The sequence below is a fragment of the Microbacterium sp. P03 genome, from assembly GCF_043556235.1.
GTDB lineage: Bacteria > Actinomycetota > Actinomycetes > Actinomycetales > Microbacteriaceae > Microbacterium.
Genome location: NZ_JBIGIM010000001.1, coordinates 287935 through 312161, shown reverse-complemented (window position 1 = coordinate 312161; position 24227 = coordinate 287935). Strand labels below are relative to the sequence as shown.

General features: G+C 70.2%; 23 protein-coding genes. 10 read left to right on the top strand and 13 right to left on the bottom strand.

Annotation, left to right across the window (positions count from 1 at the left end; translation table 11 throughout):
* Positions 1–14: 14 nt before the first annotated feature.
* Positions 15–572, top strand: coding sequence for a nucleoside phosphorylase (locus tag ACFXOO_RS01400; RefSeq protein WP_378837028.1), 558 nt, complete (start codon positions 15–17; stop codon positions 570–572).
* Here ACFXOO_RS01400 and ACFXOO_RS01395 read toward each other — a convergent pair.
* From ACFXOO_RS01395 to ACFXOO_RS01380, 4 genes are read right to left on the bottom strand one after another with little or no spacing between them, the layout of a single operon-like run.
* Positions 560–2086, bottom strand: coding sequence for an MFS transporter (locus ACFXOO_RS01395; protein ID WP_378837026.1), 1527 nt, complete (start codon positions 2084–2086; stop codon positions 560–562). The genes ACFXOO_RS01400 and ACFXOO_RS01395 overlap by 13 nt on opposite strands.
* A 53-nt stretch (positions 2087–2139) precedes the next feature.
* Entirely contained in the window at positions 2140–2328 is a 189-nt protein-coding gene (locus ACFXOO_RS01390; RefSeq protein ID WP_378837023.1) for a hypothetical protein, read from the bottom strand.
* Between the two features lie 4 nt (positions 2329–2332).
* On the bottom strand, positions 2333–5470 hold the full coding sequence (locus ACFXOO_RS01385) for an AAA family ATPase (protein ID WP_394562586.1): 3138 nt from the start codon (positions 5468–5470) through the stop codon (positions 2333–2335).
* A 16-nt stretch (positions 5471–5486) separates the two neighbouring features.
* The gene (locus ACFXOO_RS01380) at positions 5487–6641 is read right to left on the bottom strand and encodes an exonuclease SbcCD subunit D (RefSeq protein ID WP_394562585.1); all 1155 of its coding nucleotides are present in this window, start codon (positions 6639–6641) and stop codon (positions 5487–5489) included.
* A gap of 122 nt (positions 6642–6763) precedes the next feature.
* Here ACFXOO_RS01380 and ACFXOO_RS01375 point away from each other — a divergent pair, with 122 nt between their 5' ends.
* From ACFXOO_RS01375 to ACFXOO_RS01365, 3 genes are all read left to right on the top strand, one after another.
* Positions 6764–7249, top strand: coding sequence for an 8-oxo-dGTP diphosphatase (locus ACFXOO_RS01375; RefSeq protein ID WP_378837016.1), 486 nt, complete (start codon positions 6764–6766; stop codon positions 7247–7249).
* Between the two features lie 127 nt (positions 7250–7376).
* Complete coding sequence (locus tag ACFXOO_RS01370) at positions 7377–8252, top strand: hypothetical protein (RefSeq protein WP_378837013.1); 876 nt, start codon at positions 7377–7379, stop codon at positions 8250–8252.
* 14 nt (positions 8253–8266) lie between these two features.
* Positions 8267–9277: a hypothetical protein gene (locus tag ACFXOO_RS01365; protein ID WP_378837011.1), complete on the top strand. Its 1011-nt coding sequence runs from the start codon at positions 8267–8269 to the stop codon at positions 9275–9277.
* Here ACFXOO_RS01365 and ACFXOO_RS01360 read toward each other — a convergent pair.
* From ACFXOO_RS01360 to ACFXOO_RS01340, 5 genes are all read right to left on the bottom strand, one after another.
* Positions 9229–9540, bottom strand: a complete 312-nt coding sequence (locus ACFXOO_RS01360; protein WP_378837010.1) for a DUF2277 domain-containing protein — start codon at positions 9538–9540, stop codon at positions 9229–9231. The genes ACFXOO_RS01365 and ACFXOO_RS01360 overlap by 49 nt on opposite strands.
* 77 nt (positions 9541–9617) lie before the next feature.
* Complete coding sequence (locus tag ACFXOO_RS01355) at positions 9618–9878, bottom strand: hypothetical protein (RefSeq protein ID WP_394562584.1); 261 nt, start codon at positions 9876–9878, stop codon at positions 9618–9620.
* Positions 9878–10078, bottom strand: coding sequence for a hypothetical protein (locus ACFXOO_RS01350; protein WP_394562583.1), 201 nt, complete (start codon positions 10076–10078; stop codon positions 9878–9880). The genes ACFXOO_RS01355 and ACFXOO_RS01350 overlap by 1 nt, the downstream gene beginning before the upstream one ends.
* A gap of 79 nt (positions 10079–10157) precedes the next feature.
* Positions 10158–10616 carry a DUF1622 domain-containing protein gene (locus ACFXOO_RS01345; RefSeq protein WP_394563171.1) on the bottom strand — a complete coding sequence of 153 codons (459 nt, stop codon included), beginning with the start codon at positions 10614–10616 and terminating at the stop codon, positions 10158–10160.
* A gap of 60 nt (positions 10617–10676) precedes the next feature.
* The gene (locus tag ACFXOO_RS01340) at positions 10677–10976 is read right to left on the bottom strand and encodes a GNAT family N-acetyltransferase (RefSeq protein WP_394562582.1); all 300 of its coding nucleotides are present in this window, start codon (positions 10974–10976) and stop codon (positions 10677–10679) included.
* Between the two features lie 436 nt (positions 10977–11412).
* On the opposite strand from ACFXOO_RS01340, the gene ACFXOO_RS01335 reads away from it, so the two are divergent.
* From ACFXOO_RS01335 to ACFXOO_RS01325, 3 genes are all read left to right on the top strand, one after another.
* Positions 11413–12186, top strand: a complete 774-nt coding sequence (locus tag ACFXOO_RS01335) for a winged helix-turn-helix domain-containing protein (protein WP_394562581.1) — start codon at positions 11413–11415, stop codon at positions 12184–12186.
* A 73-nt stretch (positions 12187–12259) separates the two neighbouring features.
* Positions 12260–13225 carry a DNA-3-methyladenine glycosylase family protein gene (locus tag ACFXOO_RS01330; protein ID WP_394562580.1) on the top strand — a complete coding sequence of 322 codons (966 nt, stop codon included), beginning with the start codon at positions 12260–12262 and terminating at the stop codon, positions 13223–13225.
* Between the two features lie 24 nt (positions 13226–13249).
* Positions 13250–13486, top strand: a complete 237-nt coding sequence (locus tag ACFXOO_RS01325) for a hypothetical protein (protein ID WP_378837002.1) — start codon at positions 13250–13252, stop codon at positions 13484–13486.
* Between the two features lie 44 nt (positions 13487–13530).
* Here the strand turns inward: ACFXOO_RS01325 and ACFXOO_RS01320 are convergent, their stop codons facing one another.
* Positions 13531–15105 (bottom strand): cation:proton antiporter, encoded by a 1575-nt coding sequence (locus ACFXOO_RS01320; RefSeq protein ID WP_394562579.1) that lies wholly within the window; start codon positions 15103–15105, stop codon positions 13531–13533.
* A 17-nt stretch (positions 15106–15122) separates the two neighbouring features.
* Positions 15123–16817: an alpha-amylase family glycosyl hydrolase gene (locus ACFXOO_RS01315; RefSeq protein WP_394562578.1), complete on the bottom strand. Its 1695-nt coding sequence runs from the start codon at positions 16815–16817 to the stop codon at positions 15123–15125.
* A 229-nt stretch (positions 16818–17046) separates the two neighbouring features.
* Here ACFXOO_RS01315 and ACFXOO_RS01310 point away from each other — a divergent pair, with 229 nt between their 5' ends.
* Positions 17047–18222, top strand: coding sequence for an alcohol dehydrogenase catalytic domain-containing protein (locus ACFXOO_RS01310; protein WP_394562577.1), 1176 nt, complete (start codon positions 17047–17049; stop codon positions 18220–18222).
* Between the two features lie 31 nt (positions 18223–18253).
* Here the strand turns inward: ACFXOO_RS01310 and ACFXOO_RS01305 are convergent, their stop codons facing one another.
* A complete protein-coding gene (locus ACFXOO_RS01305; RefSeq protein ID WP_394562576.1) occupies positions 18254–21613 on the bottom strand; it encodes an SNF2-related protein in 3360 nt (1119 codons plus the stop codon).
* A gap of 98 nt (positions 21614–21711) precedes the next feature.
* On the opposite strand from ACFXOO_RS01305, the gene ACFXOO_RS01300 reads away from it, so the two are divergent.
* Entirely contained in the window at positions 21712–22035 is a 324-nt protein-coding gene (locus ACFXOO_RS01300; RefSeq protein WP_378836991.1) for a hypothetical protein, read from the top strand.
* Between the two features lie 58 nt (positions 22036–22093).
* Here ACFXOO_RS01300 and ACFXOO_RS01295 read toward each other — a convergent pair whose 3' ends face one another.
* A complete protein-coding gene (locus ACFXOO_RS01295) occupies positions 22094–22939 on the bottom strand; it encodes a helix-turn-helix transcriptional regulator (protein ID WP_394562575.1) in 846 nt (281 codons plus the stop codon).
* A 175-nt stretch (positions 22940–23114) separates the two neighbouring features.
* Between ACFXOO_RS01295 and ACFXOO_RS01290 the strand changes: the two genes are divergently transcribed.
* Positions 23115–24077 (top strand): SDR family oxidoreductase, encoded by a 963-nt coding sequence (locus tag ACFXOO_RS01290; protein ID WP_378852165.1) that lies wholly within the window; start codon positions 23115–23117, stop codon positions 24075–24077.
* Positions 24078–24227 lie beyond the last annotated feature (150 nt).

Sequence of the window (24227 nt, the reverse complement as noted above, 5' to 3'; positions counted from 1 at the left end):
CGGAGAATAGACGGGTGAAACTTCTCGTTGCCGCCCTCGACGCGGAACTCGTCGCCTTCCCGAACGATCTCGCGGGTTTCGACCGCCTCGTGACCGGCCCCGGAAAGCTGCAGGCCGCCTACGCGCTGACGAGAGCCCTCGACGCCGCGAACTACGACGAGATCCTGGTCGTCGGCACCGCCGGAGCGATCGACCCGCAGCTCGAGGCATCCGTCTATGACATCGAGGCAGCCATTCAGCATGACGTCACCGACATCGACGGCATCGTCGGACAGCACGTGTCGCTCCCCCGTCGCGTGGAGACCGGCCGGCCGGGCGTCACGATCGCGACCGGCGACCACTTCGTCGACGACGCGGTGGCCGCCCAGGCGATCCGCCCGCTCGGAGCGGGCATGGTCGACATGGAGACGTACGCCTACATCTGGGTCGCCGAGCAGTTCGGTGTTCCGATCCGCGTCCTCAAGTCGGTGTCGGATCGCGCCCAGGACGACGCGCACACGGACTGGCACGACACGGTGACGGCCTGCAGCGCGCAGCTGCGACAGCGCGTGCTCGACCTCTACGGAGTCTGAGCCGCGGCGGTCTTCGGCTTCTTCCCGGCCTTGCCCGAACGGCGACGAGCCGACAGGTCGACGACCGAGATGATGAACGCGCCGGCGATGAAGAGTCCGACCGAGATCATCCCGAACCCGTAGGCGTCGTGGTAGACGATGGCATCGCCGGTCGCCCCGTTCTCGCGGTAGATCGTCGCGTAGAAGAGCGCGAGCGCGACCGCGGTGCCGATGGCAGTGCCGATGCGTTGGCCGAGCTGTCCGACAGAACCCGCGAGCCCACCCTGCTTGACCGGGATGTCGGCGAGGGTCAGGGTCTGGTTCGGCGCGATCACGAGGCCACCGCCGATCCCGCCGATCACCATCACCCCGGCCATCACGAAGGGCGTGATCGAATCGGGCACGTACAGCGCCGTCAGGACCAGCCCGGCGATGCAGACGAGCACGAGCACCAACCCCCACACCACGACGGGGCGACCGTACTTGATGACGATATTGCCACCCACCCACGACGAGATGGCGCTTGCCAGCGCGAATCCGATGGTCACCATGCCGGCGAAGACGGGCTCGATCCCGAGGCCGCTCTGAAGGTAGAGCGTCGTGAGCAGGAAGAGCGACGGCGCGGCGGCGAAGTACATGGCCTGCAGCAGCGTGCCGTTGCGGAACGAGGACACGTCGAACAGACCGAACGGGATGAGAGGCTGACGGCCGGATGCCGCGTACCGGCGTTCCCACGCGACGAAACCGGCCGCGAACAGCACGAAGGCCACAAGCAGCCACCACCGCTGGGGGTTGTCGGCGGGTGAGCCGGTCGTGAACAGGAACGGCCACATCAGGGCGATGATCGTCAGCCCGAACAGCAGGACACCGACGGGGTCGAGCTCGATCTTCTTCTTCTTCCCCGCCGCCCGCGTGCTCGGCAGCACCCAGGCCGCGAGTCCGATCGCGGCGAGTCCGAGCGGGATGTTCATCCAGAAGATATAGCGCCATCCGTCGCTCGCGCCCCCCAGCGCGATCATGAGCCCGCCCAGCGTCGGACCGAATGCGGTGGCGACACCGATCGTCGCGCCGAACAGACCGAATGCCTTCCCGCGCTCTTTGCCTTGGAAGAGCTGCTGGATGAGACCGAGCACCTGCGGCATCTGGATGCCCGCCGCGATGCCCTGGATGAGCCGTGAAACCAGCAGCACGGTCGTGTTCGGGGCGAGCGCGCAGGCGAGACTCGCGAGCGTGAAGAGCGAGAGGCCGACGATGAACAGCATGCGTCGTGAGCGCTGATCACCCAAGCGCCCCATCGGAACGAGGAAAAGACCGAAGGTGAGGACGTAGCCGGAGACGATGAGCTGCAGCTCCGTCGAGCCTGCGTCGAAAGCCTGCTCGATGGACGGCAACGCGACGTTGACCTTCGACAGGTCGAGGATCGTGATCGCGGCGACCGTGACGCAGACCCAGAAGGCACGCCATCGCTTGGCGGGAGAGAGCTCGATCGTGAGCGTCTGCGGAGCGGCTGAGGCGGTATCCCGTGAGTTCGACATCACCCTCAGAGTATCGCCGTGCGACGATCTGCGCTCTTCGGGTCGCCTCGGGCTCAGGAGCGGTCGGACCGGCCGCTGACCAACGACCGCAAGAGGAAGAAGACGACCAGCGCGACGACGGCGACGATGAGGAGCTTGAAGACGAACGCGATGACCGAGAACAGGACGTTCACGAGAAACCACGCGACGACGATCGCGACGACCACGCCGACGATGGTCCACAGAGTGCTGGTGTTCTTCACGGTGTCAGTTTACGCGGCCGGGAACGCCGCTCTCGACGGTGCCTGCTCCCGCCTGCTGGATGACGCTCGGCCCGTTGCGCGTCGCGGAGATGAGGAGCTGAGCCGGAATCTGCTCCTTCATCGCTTCCACGTGGCTGATGACGCCGACCGTCCGACCGCCCTGGCGGAGCTCGTCGAGGGTGCGCATCGCCAATTCGAGGGTGTCGGAGTCGAGCGAGCCGAACCCCTCGTCGACGAAGAGCGTGTCCAGACGCACGCCGCCGGCCCGCGCGGTGACGACCTCGGCGAGTCCCAGCGCGAGCGCCAATGACGCGAGGAACGTCTCACCGCCGGAGAGGGACTGGGCTGGTCGTGCCCTGCCCGTGTAGGCGTCGAGGATCTCAAGACCCAGTCCCGAGGCCGCGTTGCGCGCGGCGCGGGCGTCACTGTGGGCGAGGCGGTAGCGGCCCGCCGACATGTCGTCGAGTCGGAGGTTCGCCGCCGCCACGATCTCTTCGAGTTCTGCCGCGAGGACGTACGTCTCGAGATCCATGCGCGCGGCATTACGGCCGCTGACGGCATCGGCGAGGCTCGCGACCACGGCATGATCTGCAGCGAGCGCCGCCGTGGATGCGTGATCCGTCTTCGCCCGGGCGATCAGCGCCGCCAGCGTCTCGGCGACCTGCACAGCGGACTGCGCAGCGATGACCGTCGCGTTCCAGCGCGAACGCACCACGTCGACGAGGGATTGCGAGCCGTCGAGGTCTACCAGCTCGTCCGGCACGCCCGCGAGCTCGACTTCGAGCTCCCGCAGTCTGTCCCGCTCCGTCGCGAGCAGGATCTCGTGAGCGCGGACGCGACGGTCGATCTGCGCCCGCGTCTCCTCGGCGAGGAGCGCGGCCGACGCTGCGGCGGTGTCGTCGAAATCGGATGCCGCGACCCGCGCGTCGCGCAGCGCGACGGCGTCGCGCAGCACGTCGTCGGAAGCCCGTCTCTTCTGCACCGCCGCAACGAGCTCCCTTCCGAGAGCTCGTCGGGCGGTCAGGTCTCCGATCCGCGCGCTCACCGAAGGGAACTCCCCACGGGCGGCATCGACGGCCTGTCGGGCGGCGGCGAGGCGCTCGGCGGTGACGGCGTCAGCGCGTGCCGCATCGGCGAGTGACGTGCGGAGGAGGTCGTGCTCCCTTTCGCACTCGAGTCGTTCCGCCTCGAGTGCGACACGATCGGCCTCGAGGCGCGAGCGCTCGACCGCGCGCCGCTCGGCCTCCTCGACGGCGCGGTGCGCCGCAGAGAGGCGGTCGGCCGCCTGCTCGAGATCGTCGCCTCCGGCGCGGAGCACCGCCGCGGCGTGGGCCTCTCGGGCGGCGCGTGCGGCGTCGGCCGCCGCGCCCTCCGCCTCGACCGCGGCGCTGCGCTCGTTCTCGCTTCGCGCGAGATCGGCGTCGGTGACGGGCTCGAGGTTCGGTGCTGCCGGGTGGGGGTGGTCGACCCCTCCGCAGACCGGGCATGGTTCGCCGTCGATCAGGGTCGATGCGAGTTCTCCGGCATAGCCGTCGAGGCGGCGGCGCAGCAGAGAGGTCACGGTGTGCCCGGCGTGCTCCGACGCCCTGATCCGCTCGGCGTAAATGCGCTCGAGGTCGCGAAGACTCTCGTGCAGGGTGCGTGCCTCGGTCGCCGCCGCGTGCGCCGCCTGCGCTGCCGCCGCCCCCGAGCGCGCAGACTCGAGAGTTCCGTCCGCACCCTCGAGAGGCGCGAGCGCACGCGCCACCTCGGCGAGACGCTCGGGGATGATCTCGCGGCGCGCGACGACCTCGGACAGACGTGACGTCGCTGTGTCGACTTCTGCGGACCGCAGGGCGGCGTCGTCCTCGAGGCGGACCAGCTCGCGCTCCTGGTCGGCGGCGGCCCCGGCGGTCGCGATGTCTCCCGTCAGACGGTCGATCACCCGTTCCAGCGACGCGGGATCCGGCGCCTCCGCGTCGAAGCCCCCACCGAACTCCGCGTCCATCTCCTCCCCGGCCTCCGACCACGATGCCGCTGCCGCGGCCTCGTGCTCCGCGGCCTCCGCGAGCGCGCGCGCTGCGCGTTCGGCGGCCCGGATCGGATCGCGCAGATTCTCGGCGCGACGAGCGGCGGCCAGTCGATCACGCTCGAGGGCGATCGCGGGCTCGTCCGCCTCCAGGCCGGCCAGCGACGCGCGCGCACGCGCGCGATCCGACTGACGCGCCCGCAGCGCGGTCAGGGCCGAGTGCTCTGCCGCCGCACGCGCGTGATCATCTTCGGCACGATCGCGCTCCTGCGCGAGGGTCTGTGCTCGATAGCGGGCTCGATCGACGGCGCGCTCGCCCCGTGCGATCCGCGCGCCGACGTCGTGCGCCGAGCGGGGAGAGTCGGGGACGTCCGCCTCTTCGCGGGTCTGCGCGCCGGCATCCGAGCGGGCATCCGTGTCGGCGTCCCCTTCGCCGACGGGGCGCGAGCGACCCTGCAGACCCTCCGCATCGATCAGGGATTCCGCCTCGTCGAGAAGGATCTCGACGCCGTGCCCCGCGCGAGCGAGGATCTGCTCGCCCTCCTTCCGACGGGCTTCGACCGCCGTGCGGTAGTCGACGTAGGTACGGGAGCCGAAGAGGGTCCGCAGCAGTGCCTGGCGATCGTCGTTGCCCGCCAGCAGAAAATCCGCGAAGCGGTTCTGGGCGAGCAGGATCACCTGCAGGAACTGCTGGTGGGTGAGTCCGAGGATCTCTTCGAGCAGGTGGGCGACCTCCCGGGCACGCGCTGCGCGCCCCACCCACTCCCCCGACACCGCCTCCTCGAGCAGGGCGGAGGGAGCCACCTTCGTCAGGCCCGTCCCCCGCGCGCGGGCGCGCTCGTACTCGGGTGAGCGGGTGACGCGCCAGTGCGTACCGGCCACGCTGAACTCGAGGCGCACTTCGGTGACGTCCTCCGGTGTGCAGTAGTCGCTGCGAAGACGCTTCTCGCCGCCGGCATACCGCGGCACGCTCCCGAAGAGCGCGAAGCTCACCCCGTCGAGCACGCTCGACTTACCGGCACCCGTGCGCCCGGAGATCAGGAAGATCCCGTCGTCGTCGAACGCGTCGAAGTCGACCGTCTGACGCGCGGCGAACGGACCGAACCCCTCGAGTTCCAGGCGGTGCAGTTTCACGAGCTCACCCGCGCGCTCACACGACGACGGCCGTGGCGACGCTCTCGTCGACGATCGTGCGGATCAGATCGCGCTCGGCGACCGTCGCACCGACGCCGTTGCGGACGTGGGCGAGGAATCCGTCGATGAGCTGCACGTCGTCGTGCGCCTCGCGCACTCGGTCGGCGTACGTCGCCCCTTCCCGCGTATGCAGGACGGCGGGGCTGTGAGCCACGATCGCGCAGTGAGGGAAGCGCGCCTGCAGCCGACGCATCGGATCGGGCTGCGCGGCCGTATCGGTGTAGCGCGCGAACACCCAGGCGTCCTCGAACGAGGCGAATCGCGAGTCGTGCAGCAGCTCATCGAGGGTGGCGCGCAGCGTGACCACCGCGCGCGGCACCGGAAGATCGAGCCATTCCACGCGGGCCAGGCCGTCGGCGTCGAGGTCGACGAGCCACGAGCCACGGGGTTTGCCCCCCTCGCCGAAGTTGTAGTGCAACGGCGCGCCGGCGTAGCGGACCGCATCCGACAGCCGCTGCCGGCCGTGGATGTGACCCAGCGCCATGTAGTCCATCCCCTCGAACACCGACAGGGGCACGACATCGAGACCGCCCTGCTGGATGTCGCGCTCGAGGTGCGGCGTCGGTTCGACACCCGCCGCGAAGCAGTGGGCGATGGCGACGGAGCGCCCGCCCCGGGCAGCCAGATCGGCGCGGACGAGCGACATCGCATGCGCCATCGTCTGCGCCTGGCTGCGGAGGTCGATCGGCGCCCATACGTGCCGCACGATGGCCGGCTCGAGGTAGGGGATGCCGTAGAACTGCACCTCGCCGTGGTCATCGGCGATCGTGATCGGTGTGCCGACGCCCTGCGGGTCGGTCAGCACGTGGATGCCTTCGCGCAGGAGGCGCGATTGGAAGCCGAGCCGTGCCGTCGAGTCATGATTGCCGCTCGTGACGATCACCCGCGCACCCGCGTCGCGCAGCGCGCCGAGCGCATCGCTGAGCAGTGTGTAGCACCCCGCGGCGGGGGTGGCGGAGTCGAAGACGTCGCCGGCGATCACGACGACGTCGACGTCGTTCTCTCCGACCTGCACCACGAGCGCCTCGAGCACACCACGGAGCGCGTCGAGCGTGGAGTGACCGTGGAAGGTCCGCCCGATGTGCCAGTCGGAGGTGTGCAGGATGCGCATGCTCACACGCTACGAGACACCGCCGACATCGCCGGCGAGGCGTGCGGCGGGTTCGCCCACAGCGATGACGGGACGGCATGTCGGGACACGAATCCGTAACACGCGCCGCGTAGCCTGCCGGGATGGAGCTGCCCGACGTGACCGTCGTCTACCTGCTCCGCCCGCGGGCGGACGGGGGCACCGACGTGCTGCTGGGGTACAAGCGCATGGGAATGGGACTGGGCCGGGTCGTCGGCATCGGCGGCAAGGTCGAGGAGGGCGAGACGATCCGCGGGGGCGCCGTCCGCGAGATGCACGAAGAGACCGGCCTGCACATCGAGGCATCCGATCTCGAGCCCGTCGGCGTGCTCGAATACCTCTTTCCCGCGCAGCCGTCGTGGTCGCAGCGCTCGCACGTCTTCACGTGCACGACCTGGAGCGGAGAGCCGCGCGAGACGGACGAGATCGTGCCGCGGTGGTTCACGCTCGACGACGTTCCCTACGACCGCATGTGGGACGACGCGTCCCGGTGGCTCCCGTCGGTGCTGCGGGGCGGCTCGATCGCGGCGACGTTCATCTTCGGGGACGACCTCGCCACCGTCGTTCAGGAGGAGCGCCGCACCGCGTGAAGATCCGGATGCCGCAAGATGGGAGCAGCGGAGTCGGAGGGGCGGCGTGATGAGTGTTGTGGGTGAGTCGCCCGAGCAATCCCCGCCCACCGTCGCACCCCGACGACCGGCGGGTCGTGGGAGTCGTGTGGCAGCGCTGATCCTCTCGATCGTCGCCATCGTTTGGGCGCTCCTCGCCCTCGGCACGTCCGTCCTCGCTCTGATCGGCGCGCTCGGCGGCGAGCTGTCGGCGGATGCCCTCGAGAACGCGCGGGCGGTGAGCACCGTCGCCTCGATCGCCACGAGTGTTCCCCTGGCGCTCGGGATCGTCGCGTTCGTGCTGAGCCTGCGGGGGGTGTTCCGAGCGGGCATCGTGCTGTCGCTGATCGCCGGCCTGCTCGTGGTCGCCACCATCGTCGTCGGCGGCGTGGCGGGCGCGCGCGCCGGAGAAACCATCGACGCCTCCGCCCCCGGCCCGACCGCGTCGGCCGGCCCCCGGCCGAGCGCGACAGGTGATGCGTGGCTGACGCAGCCCCTCACGTGGGAAGGGGGGCTCGATGTGCCCACGGACAGCACGCTGTCCACCCTCGACTCCTTCGCGACCCTCCCCGAATGGACGCGCTCCGCGTCGTCCGACACCGAGAACTGGACGAACGCGAGTACCGGCTGCACGGTGCAGTTCGGGCGTCTCCAGGTACCCGACGACGCGCTCGGGGCCGGCGACCGCGCGGCCAGCGTCCAGGCCATCGCCGGCTACCTGGGCACCGCGTTCGACGAGGCCGACGCCACCGACGTCCAACTCCACTACGCACCTGCGGCGACCGACACCGGACTGATCGCGGACGCCGTCGTGATCGCGGTCTCCGGTGCCGGGTTCTCGGAGTTCTACGTCAGCCGCGCGAGCACCGCGAACGCGCAGGCCGTGCTCGTCCTCAGCCGCTGCCCGTCCGATGACCTCGCCGATCAGACGCTGGGGATCATTCAGCAGAACATCGCGCTCTCGCTGGTCGCCGGCACGTTCTGATCGAAAGGCGCTCGATGACGTCCCCCGGCACACCCCCCGATCCTCTCCGGAGCACTCCCGCCGTCACGCCCACCGTTCCTGCGGAGCTGGCGCGATCCGCGCCGCTCGCGCGATGGGCATGCTTCCTCATCGGTGCGGGGGCCGCGATCGCGGGACTCGCCCCGTGGCTGGTCACCGGCATGCGGCTGCCCCTGCAGAATCTGTGGGAGGACGCCACGTCACCCGACGACATGCCGCTGGTGCTGCTTCCGTTCAGCCAGTACGCCGTCATCCTGCTCTTCAGCATCATCGTCGTCGGAGCCGCCCTCGCGGGTCTCTGCGCGCGGCCGTTGAGCGCTCGCATGCCCGTCGGCGGCCGCGCCCTCGTGATGGTCGGCGTGATCTCCGTCCAGCTGATCGCCGTCGTCCAGACCGCCGCGGTGGTGGGCGACGGCCTGCAGGACCGTACCGAGTCGGCCTTCTACCTCACGGCGCTCGTGGTCGGCACCGTCTGTTCGATGGCGGCGGGGGTCGTCGCATTCTGGCTCATCGCCCGCGCGCCGCGGGCGGGTGCGCTGCTCGGCCTGACCGTCGCGGCCATCGCCGTGAGCCCGTGGCTCACGCAGCTGGTGTCACCGTTCGGCACGGTCCCCTCCGACGTCGTCGTGTGGGTGCTCGCGGGTGCGCAGTGGATCACGCCTGTGCTGACCGGCATCGCCATCGGGTGGACCGGACTGAACACCGTGGGCCGGATGCTGTCGTCCCTGGTGGCTCTGGCACTCGTGTGGGTCGCACCGGCGCTCGTGACCGGGCTGGCGAGTGCGACGGGGACGCGCGTCCTCGCGAGCGATCTGGCCGGGATGGCCGACTACGGCGTGCAGATCTTCGTCACGGCGTTGTTCATCCCCGAACTGGCTGCCCGGCCGATCATCGCGGCTGTCGTTGCGGCGGCCCTGTCCTACGCCGTGTTCTTCATGCTCGGACGGCGACGAGCCGCTCAGCTCGCGGCTGCCACGTCCACGGCTGCGCCGACGCGCGGCGCGTAGCGGCCGGACGCCTCTGCCCGCGCCCGGGCCTTCGCGGCCTCCTCTTCGCGGTTCTTCGGCGGAGCGACGGCCACGAGATCCTGGAGGAGATGTCCGGTGATGTGGGCGATCTCGGCCACCGCGTGATCGAAGGCCGCCTGGTTGGCTTTGGACGGCTTGGTGGTTCCGGCGATCTTCCGCACGTACTGCAATGCGGCGGCCTGGATCTCGTCGTTCGACGCCGCGGGCTCGAAGTTGTGAAGGGTGTGGATGTTCCGGCACATACGTCGACGGTACGCCGACACCGCGCCCGAGAACAGGGCGGGTGCGTGGCGCACCGCGCGGGCGGGTCCGTCAGCGCTCAGGAGGACTCGGGCGTCGTTCCGCGCACTTCGTGCACCAGCGCCGTGCGCTGCTCATCGGTGACATCGATACCCGTGTCGCGCAGCCGCTGGCGGAGTACCTCCTCGACCCGCTTATGGTCGCCGTCGGCGACGTCTTGACGTGTCTGCGCGACGATGCCGGCCAATTTGTCGTCGATGGACGCGTCATGCATGTCCATCATCGGCTCCGTCTGCTGGTTCGCGGCTGCCGCGCTTCCTGTGCTCGCCGAGTCCGACATCAGGACTGCTCCTCGTGTTCCTCGTCGGTGACCAGGTCGGCATCGAGCCCGGCCGTGGCCTCTGCGCCCTCCACGGTGCCGTCATCCTCGGTCGCGGGCGCATCCCCGCCCTTGACCTCGGTGAGGCGGGTGGATCCGATCGCGTCGGCCATCGCGGCGTCGACCGCGGAATCCGCTGTCAGGTTCTTGTCGTCGCTCATGAGAGCTCCCCTCGTCTTCGACCACTCTGGCGCGTGAGACCGCGGCGGTGCCAGGGCTTGACGACCCCGGATGCCGCGACTAGGGCGCGTCCGAGAGATCCGGCGCCGCGTCGGACGACGTGCCCGAGCGCGTGCGGGCGGCGCGCGCCTTCGCGCGATCCGTCTCGATCGCGGCCCCGACGACCTGCCCGCCGCTCGTCAAGAGGGCGCGGCGCCACGGCAGCACGCCCTCGATCTCGATCTGGATGGACATCGACAGGATCGTCCGGATCAAGACGATGATGCCCAGGATCAGGGCGTCCTCGATCGACGGCTTCGACGTGATCGTGCGGATCAGATCGGCGGCGACCAGCACCTCGAGACCGAGCAGGATGGCTCCGCCCAGGGTATTGCGGAGGGTACCGAACGCCGACGCACCGCCCTCGCCGCGGGAGAGGGCGCGGGCGCCCAGGACGACCGCGAGGATGAAGCCGATGACCATGGTCAGGGCGCCGATCGCCTCGAATCCGACCGCGATCGCGGTGAAACCAGGCTCCATGTCCACGACGTCAGTGTAGGGCGGTCGCACACGGCGCCGTTCCGCCTGATCCGCCGATCGTCAGGCCGAGCGACGGTGCTGCAGGATGGCGGCGCGGTCGGGGTGCGTGGCGAACCAGTCGGCCACGTACCAGCAGACGGGACTGACCTGACGGCCGCCCTTCTGCTCGAGGTCGGCGACCGCACGATCGACGAGCTCGCCCGCGTAGCCCGACCCGCGGAACGTGGGGATCGTGTACGCCCGCGTCATCGCCACCGTGTGGCCGTCATCCCGGTAGTCCAGCACGCTCACGAGGTCGTCGCCGCAGTGCAGGGTGTAGCGGGAGGCGTCCTTCTCATCGGCGAAGCGGAGCTCGTTCATCCGTTAAGGCTACGCCGGGCGCGGACACCCCGCGTGGCGCGACCCGCACCCTCAGCGAACCCTTACCGCAGACTGAGCAAAGTGCGCAGCGTGGGGAGGAAAGGACCTCTGCAACAGGGCGATTTGACGCAAGGAGACGTATTCGGTCATAATCAGCCTCATGACTGACACCGCACGCTCTCTGTCCGCCCTGGAGGCGAACGGGACTGCCGGCATGATGATGCCCGGCAGCGTCGTCATGTGTTGTCGAATGTGCCGCTGACCAGCTGTCACGCCGGTTGCCGCGTCGTTTCTGAATACGACTCCGCACACCCCCGAGCTCTCCGGATCTGAAGCGCGAGATCGCGCGCCGGATGCCTCGTCCCCGCCCTTTCCGGGCAGACACCGTCGCACCCTCGAACCCCCGTGGGGTTCCCTCCGCAAGGACACCATCATCATGTCGAACACCGCCCTCCTCGAACGTCCGCTCCGCTCCGCGGGGGCGGCTTCCCCCGCCCCAGCCGCTTCCGCCGCCGCTCCCACCGGTTCGGCGCGTCCCGCACATCTGCGTGCGGTGCCTCCACTCGCGGATGCGGCGCCCGCCGCGCCCGCCGCCCGCCACCTCCCCCCGGGGACCGCGCCGCGCGGCTTCGCGCTGTACGTCGGCATCGACGAGACGAAGGCCGCGGCATCCGGAGTGAATCTCGGCGTCCTGGTCGACGCGCTTCGCCGTACGCTCGCCGAGATCGCCCCCGACGCCGAGACGTACGCGACCGTCGCGCTCGCCCCGGTCGGCGCCGGCGGTCGGGACGTGGACGTGGTCCGTCTCGCCCTCCACGAGCCGTCGGCTGTCGCCCGCACCAAGGACGAGCCCGCGGAGGAGGACCGCGCCGGAGAAGGCGTCGTCGTGGACATCTCGCGCAAGCGCGTGCTGATCGACGGCGATTCGGCCGCGTTCACCTTCAAGGAGTTCGAGCTCCTGCAGTACCTGGTGCTGCGCGAGGGCCGCACGATCGAGCGCGGCGAGCTGGTCTCGTCGCTCTGGCAGGCCGGCGACGAGGACGCACCAGGCGAGCGCACGATCGACGTGCACGTGCGCCGGCTGCGCGCGAAGCTCGGTCGGTACGAGGACATCGTGCGGACGGTGCGAGGCGTCGGGTATCGGTTCGATCGGCATGCCGACGTGGCGATCCGGTACGGACACGGCACCCCCTCGCCCGACCGCTTCTGACAGGCCCTCGCAGAGGGCGCCGGCGGGGGACGACGTCGCGTGGGATGTCGCGGGTCCCGCGTAGGGTGTCGGCATGACCTCGCACACCGAGGCCCCGCGCACCGAGACCGGGCGAGGGGACAGCTCTCGACTCGAGACGGAGTACCGACCGCGGCATCCCCTCGAGATGCGGCGGGCGGTGATGTACCAGCGACACGGTGCAGGCGACCCGACGATGTTCGAGCACGCCGGCGTGATCTGGCGTGCCAGCCGCACGCCGCTCGGGGTCGCGACCCTCGCCATCCGCGAGAGCACGCCCGGGGTCATCCGTGGCGCCGCATGGGGACCGGGAGCGGCGTGGGCACTCGACCAGCTGCCTGCCCTGTGCGGGGCACAGGATGACCCGTCGGGGTTCGACCCGTCGGCGCACCCGCTCATCGCCGATGCCCACCATCGGCATCCGGGCCTGCGGATCGGGCGCACCGATCTGGTGTTCGACGCGCTCGCCAGCGCGATCACCGAGCAGAAGGTCACCTCCGTGCAGGCTTTCGGTGCATGGCGGCGCATCGTGTCGTGGTACGGCGAGAGGGCACCGGGCCCGACCCCGCGCGCGATGTTCGCACCGCCGTCGATCGAGGGGTGGCGCCATGTGCCGTCGTGGGCGTGGCACCGTGCGGGCCTCGAACCGCCGCAGTCCCGGACCATCGTCGCGGCTGCGCGTCGCGGCGACGTCATCGTCCGGGCGACCCAGCGAGCGGAGGACGGCGAGGCCCGCGACCGCGTGCTGATCTCGCTGAAGGGCGTGGGAGCGTGGACGTCGGCCGAGACGCGCATCCGGGCGTTCGGCGATCCTGACGCCGTGAGCGTCGGCGACTTCCACCTCGCGCACGAGGTCGGCTACGCCCTCACCGGGGAGCGCACCGACGACGACGGCATGGTCCGGCTCCTGGCGATGTGGCCGGGTCATCGTCAGCGCGTGATCCGCCTCATCGAGACGACGGGAGTCCGCGAGCCGCGGCGGGGGCCGCGGCTCCATCCGGAGGATCACCGCGATCGCTGAGAGCCTGGACCATAAGCTGAGTCCATGAGCACTCCCCCGTCACGGTCCCGCACCGGCTTCCCCCGAGGACGACTCGGCTGGATCGTCGGGACCGTCGTCCTGTTCGGCGTCGGTGCCCTGGTGGGCATGGCGCTCGGCAGCGTGTGGCTCGGGCTGTTCCTCGCCGCGATCGTGTCGATCGGATGGCTGATCGCCTACGAGTCCTGGCGTGGACGGACCGTCGGTCTCGACGACCCGCACGACGACGGCGCACAGATCTAGGAGGGCAGGCGCACGGCGCTCACCTGCACCTCCGCGCCGATGACTCAGCCGTCCTCTGGTTCGTGCGCTCCGAGCGACGTCTCCTCCGCGTCGATGGCCTTCAACGCGGAGACGATCGCCGGCTCCTGGTAGCGCCCCTCTCGACGGGCGCGAAGGATCGCCTCCCGCTGGGCGGCGAGCATCGCCTTGCGCAGACGCATCTGCGATTCCAGCTGCGGCCACGCGGCGGCCGGCTCATAGGCGTCGATCGTGTCGCCCAGGAACGCGGCATCCGCCCGCAGCAGTTCGACGACGCGGGTTTCGTCTGCAGGGGTGGCGACCTCATCGAGGCGCTCGATTCCCGCACGGCGCGCTTCGGCCATGAGCATCTTCAGTTCGGTGCGCTCCTGCTGGCGATTGGGCGGCGGCAGTTTGAGCGCGCGGATGATGGCCGGCAGTGCCAACCCGCCGAGGAGGCTCGCCACGACGACGATGAACGCCAGCAACTGCAGGTACGACCGCTCGGGCGTGCTCTCCGGGAGGAGGAAGACCGCCGCGAGCGTCACGACACCACGCACGCCGGCGGATGCCACGGCCACGCCGTTCGGGTATGTCCAGCTGCGCTCGCGCATGCGCTGAGGGCCGTGCCGGTAGATCACGGTCGTGGCCATGACCCAGGCGAAGCGCGACGCGACCAGCATCGCGAGGATGCCAGCCACGATCAGGACCGACGGCCAGAACCCCGGCCCCGCATCCACCGCACCGTTGAGGATGCCCGCCAGATTCAGGCCGATGAACAAGAAGACGGCGTTCTCGAGCAGGAACTGGATCGTCCGCCAATTGAGCCTGACGGTGACCCGGGATTCGGCCGACGCCACCGTGGGCGACCGGTAAGCCATGTAGATCCCGACCACGACGACCGCGATCACGCCCGAGCCGTGCAGGGTCTGGGCGACCAGGAACACCGCCCACGGCACGACCAGCACCAGGCTCGTGTCGAGGACGGGGGCACGGAGGTGCTGGCGCACGAGCGAGATGAGCCAGCCGGCGCCGATCCCCACCCCCACCCCGACGATGATCGCGATCGCGAAGTCGATCGGGATCGTGATCGGGTCGACGACGCTCACGATCGCCGCGATCGATGCGTTCAGGGCGACGAGCGCGGTCGCGTCGTTGAGCAGGCTCTCGCCCTCGAGGATGGTGACGACGCGTCGGGGCAAGCCGACCTTGCCCGTGATCGCGGTGACGGCGACCGCATCGGTCGGAGCGACGACCGAAGCGAATGCGAAAGCGGCAGCCAGGGTGATGGAGGGCACGAGCGCCCAGGTGGTGAAGCCGACCGCGACGACGGTGAAGGCGACGAGCCCGACGGACAGCAGCAGGATGCTGTCGCGTCGGGCGCGGATGTCGATGAGCGACGTGCGGATCGCGGTCGCGAACAGAAGCGGCGGAAGGATCGCGTAAAGGATCACGTCGGGTTCGACGTGCACTTCGGGCACCCCGGGGATGAACGACGCGACCCCGCCGACCACGACGAGGGCCACGGGTGCCGAGAAGCCGATGCGGCCGACCAGGCCCGTGACGATGACCGTGACCAGGACGAACGCGACCGACCAGGCGATGATCTCGATGGGATCCATGCAGCCAGTATTGCGGGCTACTCCTTCCGTGCGATCCACGCCGTCGCGGCGGGCGGCAGCGACCCGCCCACGATCTCGGCGCTGGCGATCAGCACCTCCGCCCCGCGCAGATCGTACGACTGGTCGCCGAAGTTCGTGACGATCTCCCAGCCGCCGGGGCGGGAGAAGCTCAGGACGTCGTCATCGCCGGTCTCGATCCATTCGAGGTGCTCTGCGCTCTGCAGCTCGTGGCGGAGAGCGAGTGCCGCCCGGTACAGCACGAGCGTCGAGTGCGGGTCCTCCTCCTCCGCCTCGACGGACGCGGCGCCGAACCACGCGGGCTGCGGCAGGTGCGCGCCACCGGCGCCGAAGCCGAACGACTCGCCCTCCCGCGTCCACGGCAGCGGTACGCGGCATCCGTCCCGACCGATGTCGACCCCGGGGCTGCGGAAGTAGGTCGGGTCCTGGCGGTCGCGACCGTCGATCTCGACGACTTCGTGCAGGCCCAGCTCCTCGCCCTGGTAGAGATAGGCGGAGCCGGGGAGCCCGAGCACGAACAGTGTCGCCGCCCTGGCGCGACGCAGGCCCTGCTCCCGGTCGAGTCTCGGCGACTTCCCCTTCGAAAGCAGCCATTCGTTGCCGTGCTTGAGCGTGGGTCGCCCGTCCGGCGCCCGGTCGGGGTCGGGCAGGCCGTAGCGTGTGGCGTGCCGGACGACGTCGTGGTTGGAAAGCACCCACGTGGTCGACGATCCGCTGGACTCGGCCAGGTCGATGTTGTCGGCGACGATCGCCCGGAACTGTGCAGCGTCGAAATCGGCCTCGAGCAGGTCGAAGTTGAACGCCTGGCCGAGCCCTTCGGCGCTCGCGTAGCGCTGACGGCGGTCCCGCGCGACCCAGGCCTCGGCGACGGCGGTCCGTGGCGGGTCGTACGAATCGAAAACCTGGCGCCACTCGGCGTAGACCTCGTGCACGTCATCGCGGTCGGTGATGGGGTGCCGTCCGTCGATCGGGATCTCGGCGAGCTCGGCACGCATGGGCAGCGGTTCGGTCAAGTCCTTCGTCAGCATGTGTGCGACGTCGATGCGGAATCCGTCCACCCCTCGATCCGACCAGAAGCGCAGCGTGGTGAGGAAGTCCTCGCGCACCTCGCGGTTGCTCCAGTCGAAGTCGGGCTGTTCGACGGCGAAGTTGTGGAAGTACCACTGGCCGTCCGCCACGCGCTCCCACGCAGGACCTCCGAACGCCGACTCCCAGTCCGTGGGCGGCTCGGCTCCGTCGGGTCCGCGACCGTCACGGAAGATGTAGCGCGCCCGCTCCGGAGAACCGGGGGCCGCCGCCAGTGCGGCCTGGAACCACTCGTGCCGATCGGACGAGTGGTTCGGCACGATGTCCACGATGACGCGGACGCCCACGCGATGGAGCGCCCGCAGCATCCGATCGAAATCCGCGAGCGTGCCGAGACGCGGGTCGACGTCGCGATAGTCGGCGACGTCGTAGCCGCCGTCGGCGAGTTCGGACGGGTAGAACGGGCTGAGCCACACCGCGTCGATGCCGAGGTCACGGAGGTACGGCACGCGATCGGTGATGCCGGCGATGTCGCCGATCCCGTCGCCGTCGGCGTCGGCGAAACTGCGGGGATAGATCTGGTAGACGGCCGCCTGGCGCCACCAGGTGGCGTCGCCGGCGAGGTGCACGTCACGGTCATCGGTCTCGACGCTGGGTTCGATGGTCATGCTCATCAGTCTGAGGGATCCTCGACTGCGGGATCAGCAGCGTCTCCCGCCCTCGCGTGTCATCGCCTCGCGTGTCGTGGCCTCGGGCGGCGGCGTGGACGGCGGCGAGGGGACCCCGCCGTCTGATCGGGAAGCGACCGGTTTCGGCCCGCGAGCCGTGCGGTGAACATCCCGTGAATGGCGGACCGGGGGCCCGTCCGTGTACGGCGGACGCTGGCATCGTCGAGGCATGACCTCGATCGCACGTCCGCAGAGCGTCGTGCGCAGACGCGGCGACGATGCGCTGATCTCTCCCGCGCCGACCGCGATGGTGTGGGAGAAGCCGCGGGCCGCTCACGAGCCGATCGCCGTGCCCGGCATCGTGCTCGCACCCGGTGATGCACTTGTCGAGGTCGAGCTCGCGCTCATCTGCGGATCGGACGTCGAGGCGGTGTCCGGCCGACGAGCCGTCCCCGCTCCGCTGGTGCTCGGTCATGAGCAGGTCGGTCGCGTCGTCGCGGTCGGCGGGGCGGCGCGGCGCTCGGACGGGACCGCTCTCGGGATCGGAGACCGCGTCGTGTGGTCGTCGACCATCTCCTGCGGGTCGTGCGACCGCTGTCGGTCGGGGATGCGTCAGCGCTGCCGCGCCCTCGCGTCGTACGGCCGGGAGCGGATGGCGCGAGGCTGGGAGCTGAGCGGCGGCTTCGCATCGCATGTGCACGTGCGTGCCGGGACGACGGTGGTCGCCGTCGACGCCGAGACGCCCGCGCCGGTGATCGCGCTGGCGTGCTGCAGCGGCGCGACGGCGGTCGCCGCGGTGGATGCCGCGGCGCAGGTCGTGCCGCTCCGAGGGGCGAACGTCCTCGTCACCGGCGGCGGGCCGACCGCGCTCACGGCGGTCGCGCTCGCCTCCCGGTCGGGCGCGCGCGTCATCTTCGCCGACGGCGACCCGGGGCAACGTGATCTCGGGCTGCGATTCGGCGCGACGCGCGCGGTGAAACCCTTCCCCGACGTGGTGGCCTCCGCGCTGTCGCCGGCACGCCGCTGCGACGGCCCGAGCATCGTGATCGAGGCATCCGGCACGTCTTCATCGACCCAGCTCGCGCTGGATTCCGCAGCGGTCGGGGGCGTCGTCGTGCTCGTCGGCGGCGGACTTGCACCGGACGCGGGAAACGTGCCGATCATCCTGCCGGCGGTCGATCCGGCGGGCGTCGCGCGGCGGCTGCTGACGATCCGGGGAGTGGAGGGCTACCGTCCCGAGCATCTGGTGACCGCCGTCGACTTCCTGCAGCGGCACGGCGATGATCACCCGTTCGCGGAGCTGGTCAGCGACTTCTTCGCCCTGGAGGACCTGGATGCCGCACTCGCGGCGGCCGCATCCCTCGCTCCCAATCGGGTGGGCGTGAGCGCGGGCGTGATCACCTAGCAGGAGGACGCGCCCGACCCGACCGCCTCCGTCACGCGAGAAGGCTGCGGATGTCCTCGGCGGTGAGCGACTCGCTGAAGAATGCATCATCATCGAGCACCGCCGAGACCAACTCGGCCTTCTTCGCCTTCAACGCCATGACCTTCTCCTCGATCGTCCCGGCCGCGACCATGCGGTAGACCATGACCTGCCTGGTCTGACCGATGCGGTGGGTCCGGTCGACGGCCTGCGCTTCGCTGGCGGGGTTCCACCACGGATCGAGTAGGAAGACGTAGTCGGCTTCGGTGAGGTTGAGACCGAAGCCGCCCGCCTTCAGGCTGATGAGGAAGACTTTCGCGTCGCCGTCCCGGAACCCGTCGATCGCGGCGTCGCGCTTGCGCGTCGCGCCGTCGAGATACGCGTACGGGATGCCGGCCGCATCGAGCCGCGCGGCGGCCCGCCGGAGGAACGAGGTGAACTGGCTGAAGACGAGCGCCTGATGTCCCTCACCGATGACATCGTCGAGCTGCTCGAGCAGGGCGTCGAGCTTCGCCGAGGGCACGTCGGCGTACGCGACCGGGTCGATGAGTCCCGCGTCGAGGCTCAGCATCCGCAGGAGGGTGAGCGAGCGGAAGACGATGAACCTGTTGCGGTCCAGATCATCGACGAGCCCCAGGATCTTCTGCCGCTCCCGTTGCAGGTGCGTGTCGTAGATGCGGCGATGCTGAGGCTCGAGGGGGATCTCCAGCACCTGCTCCTGCTTCGGGGGCAGCTCCGGCGCGACCGCTTCCTTCGTGCGCCGCATCATGAACGGGCGCACGCGGCGACGCAGACGTGCGAGCCGCTCGACGTCCTGATTCACCTCGATCGGGCGTCGGTACTTCTCCGCGAAGTCGCGCGCCGACGGGAAGAGCCCGGGCGCGACGATCTGGAAGAGCGCCCACAGCTCCGACAGGTTGTTCTCGATCGGCGTGCCGGTCACGGCCAGCCGGAAGGGCGCGCGGATGCCCCGTGCCGCTTCATGCACCTTCGAGGCGGGGTTCTTGGCGAACTGGGCCTCGTCCAGGACCAGGCCCGCCCAGGCGCGTCCGGCGAAGTCGTCGGCGTCCAGACGCAGGATCGCGTACGTCGTGAGGACGATGTCGGCGCCGGCCGCGGCATCCGCCATGCTCCTCCCGCCCTTCGCCCTGGTCTCGGTCACTTCCGCGACCGACAAGCCGGGCGTGAAGCGTGCGGCTTCGCGGGTCCAGTTCGACACCACCGAGGTCGGCGCCACCACGAGGAAGGGGGCGCCCTGGGCGCCCGCACGGGCACGGGCATGCGCGATCAGGGCGAGCGTCTGCGCGGTCTTGCCGAGGCCCATGTCATCGGCGAGGATGCCGCCGAGCCCGTGATCGTGCAGGAAGGCGAGCCACGCGAATCCCTCCCGCTGGTAGGGGCGCAGTTCGCCCACGAACCCGTCGGGCAGGGGCGCCGACTCCTCGGCCGCGTCCGCACCCTCGGCGCGTTCCCCGACGCGCCGTAGGCCGTCGACGGTCGCACGCCACGCCACGGCGGCCTCGCTCTCGTCGGCGAGATCCTCGAAGTCACTCCACAGCGCGGTCTGGTACCGGCTGATCTGCATGCCGGCCTCCCACTCCTGCAGAGTGCCCGCCTCTTCGATGAGCTCGCGAAGCGGTTCGAACACCGGCTGGTCGAGGCGCAGATAGCTGTGGTCGATCAGCAGCAGCTTCTTCGCTCCGCGGGAGAGAGCCTTGAAAAGCGGTCCGAACGGGATCGTCCGCCCCTCCACAGTCACCATGACTCCCAGATCGAACCAGTCGTTGCGCTCGGATTCGACGGCGCTCACCTTGAGGACCGGCGCTTCGACCACCTCCCGGTAATCCGGCTTCTCGCCGACGATCTCCACGCGTACGCGGTCGAGCTCGTCCAGCGCAGGGAGCACCCTCGCCGTGAACTCGGCGGCCTCCAGCGCCCGCATGAGGGTGGTCGCGCGCAGCGCTCCGCCCGAGGTCAGCGCCGGGGAGCCGGCCGGGTCACTCCGCAGCGCCTCCGCCACGGCGGCGGCGGGTGTCCGTTCCTCCACCGGGTCGAGGAACGCCGTGTCGGGAATGCTCAGCGGAAGCCGTCGCCCGTCGGCGAGCTCCCACTGCGCATCGAAACGCAGCAGCTGCGACGGTTCGAACCTGGCCGTGAGCAGCAGGGTGGCCGGCGGCACGGGAGGCGGCGAGAAACTGTCGTCTGCGCTGGTCACCCGAACCGACCTCGCCAGCGTCGGGAAGTGCTCGCCGACGAACTCGTCGACCTCCTCCTCGGCGATCTGCACGGTGCTCGGATGCTCGATGATCACGCGCTGCGCCCGGGTGAGCGGTGTCGCCAGACGGGCGAGCACCACGTCGGATCCTTCCGTTCCGAACTCGTAGGCGTAGACGCCGTGCGCGCCGATCAGACCGACGTTCCGGGCATCCCGCGCGACCCCGTCGATCGTGACGCTCGGCGTCAGTCGCAGCCCGTCGCTCCCCCGATGGGCGTCGAACCCGATGATCGCGGCATCTGCGATCGTGATGAGCCCGGCTCGCGCCCTCGACGTCCCGCCCGAGCCCACGAGGGGGATGCCGAGCGCCTGCGCGTCGGTCAGCAGCGCCCAGAGCAGGCTCGATTCGAACGTGTCGAGGGTGATCCAGTCGGCGCCGTACTCGATGAAGCCGCCGAGCGACGCCCCCTTCAGCATGTTCAGCTGAGCGAACCACCGCGCATGCGCGGGGTCGTAGCCGCCCGCGGTGCCCTGGTATCCCACGTTCTGCCAGGTCAGATCGCCCTTCACCCATCCGCCGCGCGTGCCGGTCGTCACGGGTCGGACGGCGAGGCGGTCGACGGATGCCGCGTCCTTCGCGGTCTCGTCGCGTGCGGGCGAGCCCGCAGTCAGGCCGCCGCGACCGGGGCGGCGCGCCCCACCTCGCCGGCGCAGCTCGAACTGCAGCGCGAGCGGCCTGGTCGGCTCGCCGAAAGCCGCCGGCACCCGGTCGAGCGCGGCGACGAGCCCTCGCCAGCCCGGTTCGGCCGCTTCGTGCTGATCGGCGGTTGCGCGGGCGGCGACTCCGGCGCGGTGCAGTTCGTTGCCGGCGAAGAGCACCGCCGCGACGTGCTTGCAGTTGATGCCGATCGGGCAGGAGCAGACCGCCCTGCGCACCATCACGCGGGTGGTGTTCGCGCCCGCCAGCGTGACCGAGACGCGGTAGGGCGACGGCTCCGAGCCCTGCACGTCCGCGGTGAAGCGCTGATCGGGCGCGTCCCAGTGAAGGTGATGGACGCGCCCGCCGCTGGCGTAGGCCTTGCCCCGGCTGTGCGACAGGGGCCCGACCAGGCGGGCGATCGTCAGCTCTTCGACGAGAGGGACGAGCGGATCGGGCATCCTTCCATCGTTTCACGACCGGACGGGGCGCGTGCGCACGCATCGGCGCAGTGACGGCTTCTCGCCCCTCCCCCTCGACCGCGCGGGAGAATGGGGGCGTGACCGCGAACACCGATGAGCCGCTCTACGTCGTCTCGATCATCGTCGATGCGCCGATCACGAAGCTCGACGCCCTCGACGTCGTCGCCTTCGTCGCCGACAGCGCGATCGAGGGGGCCGGAACAGCGCATCCCCGGGTGAGGATCGGGGCGCACGCGTGGGCCGAGGTCGAGATCCCCAAGTTCGCCGACCCGCCGCCGCTCGCCATCGACATCTACTCGCACGTCTCCCTCGCAACCGCCACCGCCGAGGCCGCTCGCCTGCAACTCGGGCTCGAGCGTGTCGGTTGGAGCGCGCGCCCGGATCGGCCGTCGATGGGCTAGCCGTTCGATCGGCGGGGACCCGTCCCTTCGGCCGTGCGGTTCCGCTGAGACGGCGTCGTCATCGCAGCGGCTGCGCTCCGATGACGGACAGCAGCTGCAGCCGCCCGTGGCTTTCGCTCCCCGGAATGGCGGTGTACACGAGGAGGGAGTGCGCGTTACCCGGGTCGACGAGTCTCTGGCAGTAGAGCTCGAGTGCGCCGACCTCCGGGTGGACGAAACGCTTGACGTCGTGCGGCCGCAGGCCGACTTCGTGCAGCGCCCAGATGCGTCGGAACTCCTCGCTGCGATCGAGGAGGAGCTGCGACAGCCGGACCGCGTGGGAGTCGGGCCCGCGCCGGGCGGCGACCTCCCGCAGACCGGACGCGTACAGACGACTCAGGAAGTCGTGTTCCTCCGGCGCGTAGAGCCGACGCGAGTCGGCGTCGGTGAACCATCGGAAGCCGATGCTGCGCTCTGGTCCGACGCGACCCGCACCGTCACCGGTGAGCGCGACCCCCAGCCGTGACTGCCTCAGCGTCTCGCCGAGTTCGGTGACGATCTCCGCCGGCGTGTCATCGAGTCTGTCCAGCACACGCAGCAGACCTGGGCTGATGTGGTCGCTGGCCGCACCGCGCACGGGCGGCGGGTGACCGGCCAGCAGGAAGAGATGGTCGCGCTCCTCATGGGTCAGGTGCAGCCCTTGGGCGATCGACCCCAGCATCTGCTCGGAGGGCTGCGGACCCCGTTCGCGCTCGAGACGGGCGTAGTAGTCGATCGACATATGGGAGAGCATGGCGACCTCCTCCCGTCGCAAGCCCGCGGTCCGGCGACGCGCGCCACGCGGCAGACCGACGTCCTCCGGCTGCAACGCCTCGCGCCGGTTCCGCAGGAACGCCGCCAGCCCCGGACGATCGATGGTGCTCATTCCTCCTGTCTACCCTTCTTCCGTGAGCGGATGCCACGGCCTGCCGATCCCCCGATCACGGTGTCGCATCCGGGGATGCCGAATCCACGGATCGACAGGCCCTGGTTGTCTGCGTCCTCCCGCCGCACGCTGGTGGCAGACCCGCGCCAGCAGCGGTTTCCCGCAAGGAGCAGACATGACACCCGCACGATCACCTCGTACCGCCGACATCCGGTTACCCGACCTCAACGGCACCCGGGCACTCGTGACCGGAGCCAGCGACGGAATGGGGCTCGTCATCGCGCGGCGTCTGGCCGCCGCCGGCGCACACGTCATCATGCCCGTGCGCAACCGCCGGAAGGGCGAAAGCGCCGCCGCGTCGATACGCGCCGCCGTGCCGACCGCCGCCGTGCACGTGCGCGACCTCGATCTGTCCTCGCTGCAATCGGTGGCGACCCTCGGCGACGCTCTGCGCGAGGAGGGCCTGCCCATCCACATCCTGATCAACAACGCGGGTGTCATGACCCCACCGAGCCGGCAGACGACCGCTGACGGCTTCGAGCTCCAGTTCGGCACGAACCATCTCGGTCACTTCGCGCTGGTGGGCCACCTTCTCCCGCTCCTGAGCGCGGGACGGGCCCGTGTCACGTCGCAGATCAGCATCGCCGCGCGCTCCGGGGTCATCCGATGGGACGACATCAACAGCGAACGCCGCTACAACGCCATGCAGGCGTACGCGCAGTCCAAGATCGCGTTCGGGCTGTTCGGTCTCGAGCTCGACCGGCGCAGCCGAACCGAGGGCTGGGGCATCACGAGCAATCTCTCGCATCCGGGAGTCGCGCCGACCAGTCTTCTCGCCGCCCGGCCGGAGCTTCAGCGCGACGGAGACACCCCGCAGGTGCGTGTGATCCGTTGGCTGTCAGCGCGCGGGATCCTGGTGGGCACGGTCGACACCGCAGCGCTTCCGGCCCTCGCGGCGGCGACGGCGCCCGACGCGCAAGGCGGCACCCTGTACGGACCGAACGGTCCCGGACACATCGGTGGGTCTCCCGCTCAGCAGGACCTCTATCGGCCGCTGCGCGACGTCGACGACGCCGCCCGCCTGTGGCAGCTGTCGGAGACCCTCAGCGGCGTCGTGCCGTCCCCCGTACGGCGGTAGACGGACGGGTCCGCCGCCGCCGATCTGTGGGTTTTCGATGATCACGAACGGATAACGGAAAAACCCTTGCCGTCGTTATCTTCTCGTTATACAGTTCAGGAACGGTCGATGTTTTGCTGTGGCAGAGACCGGACATGTGATTGCAGGACA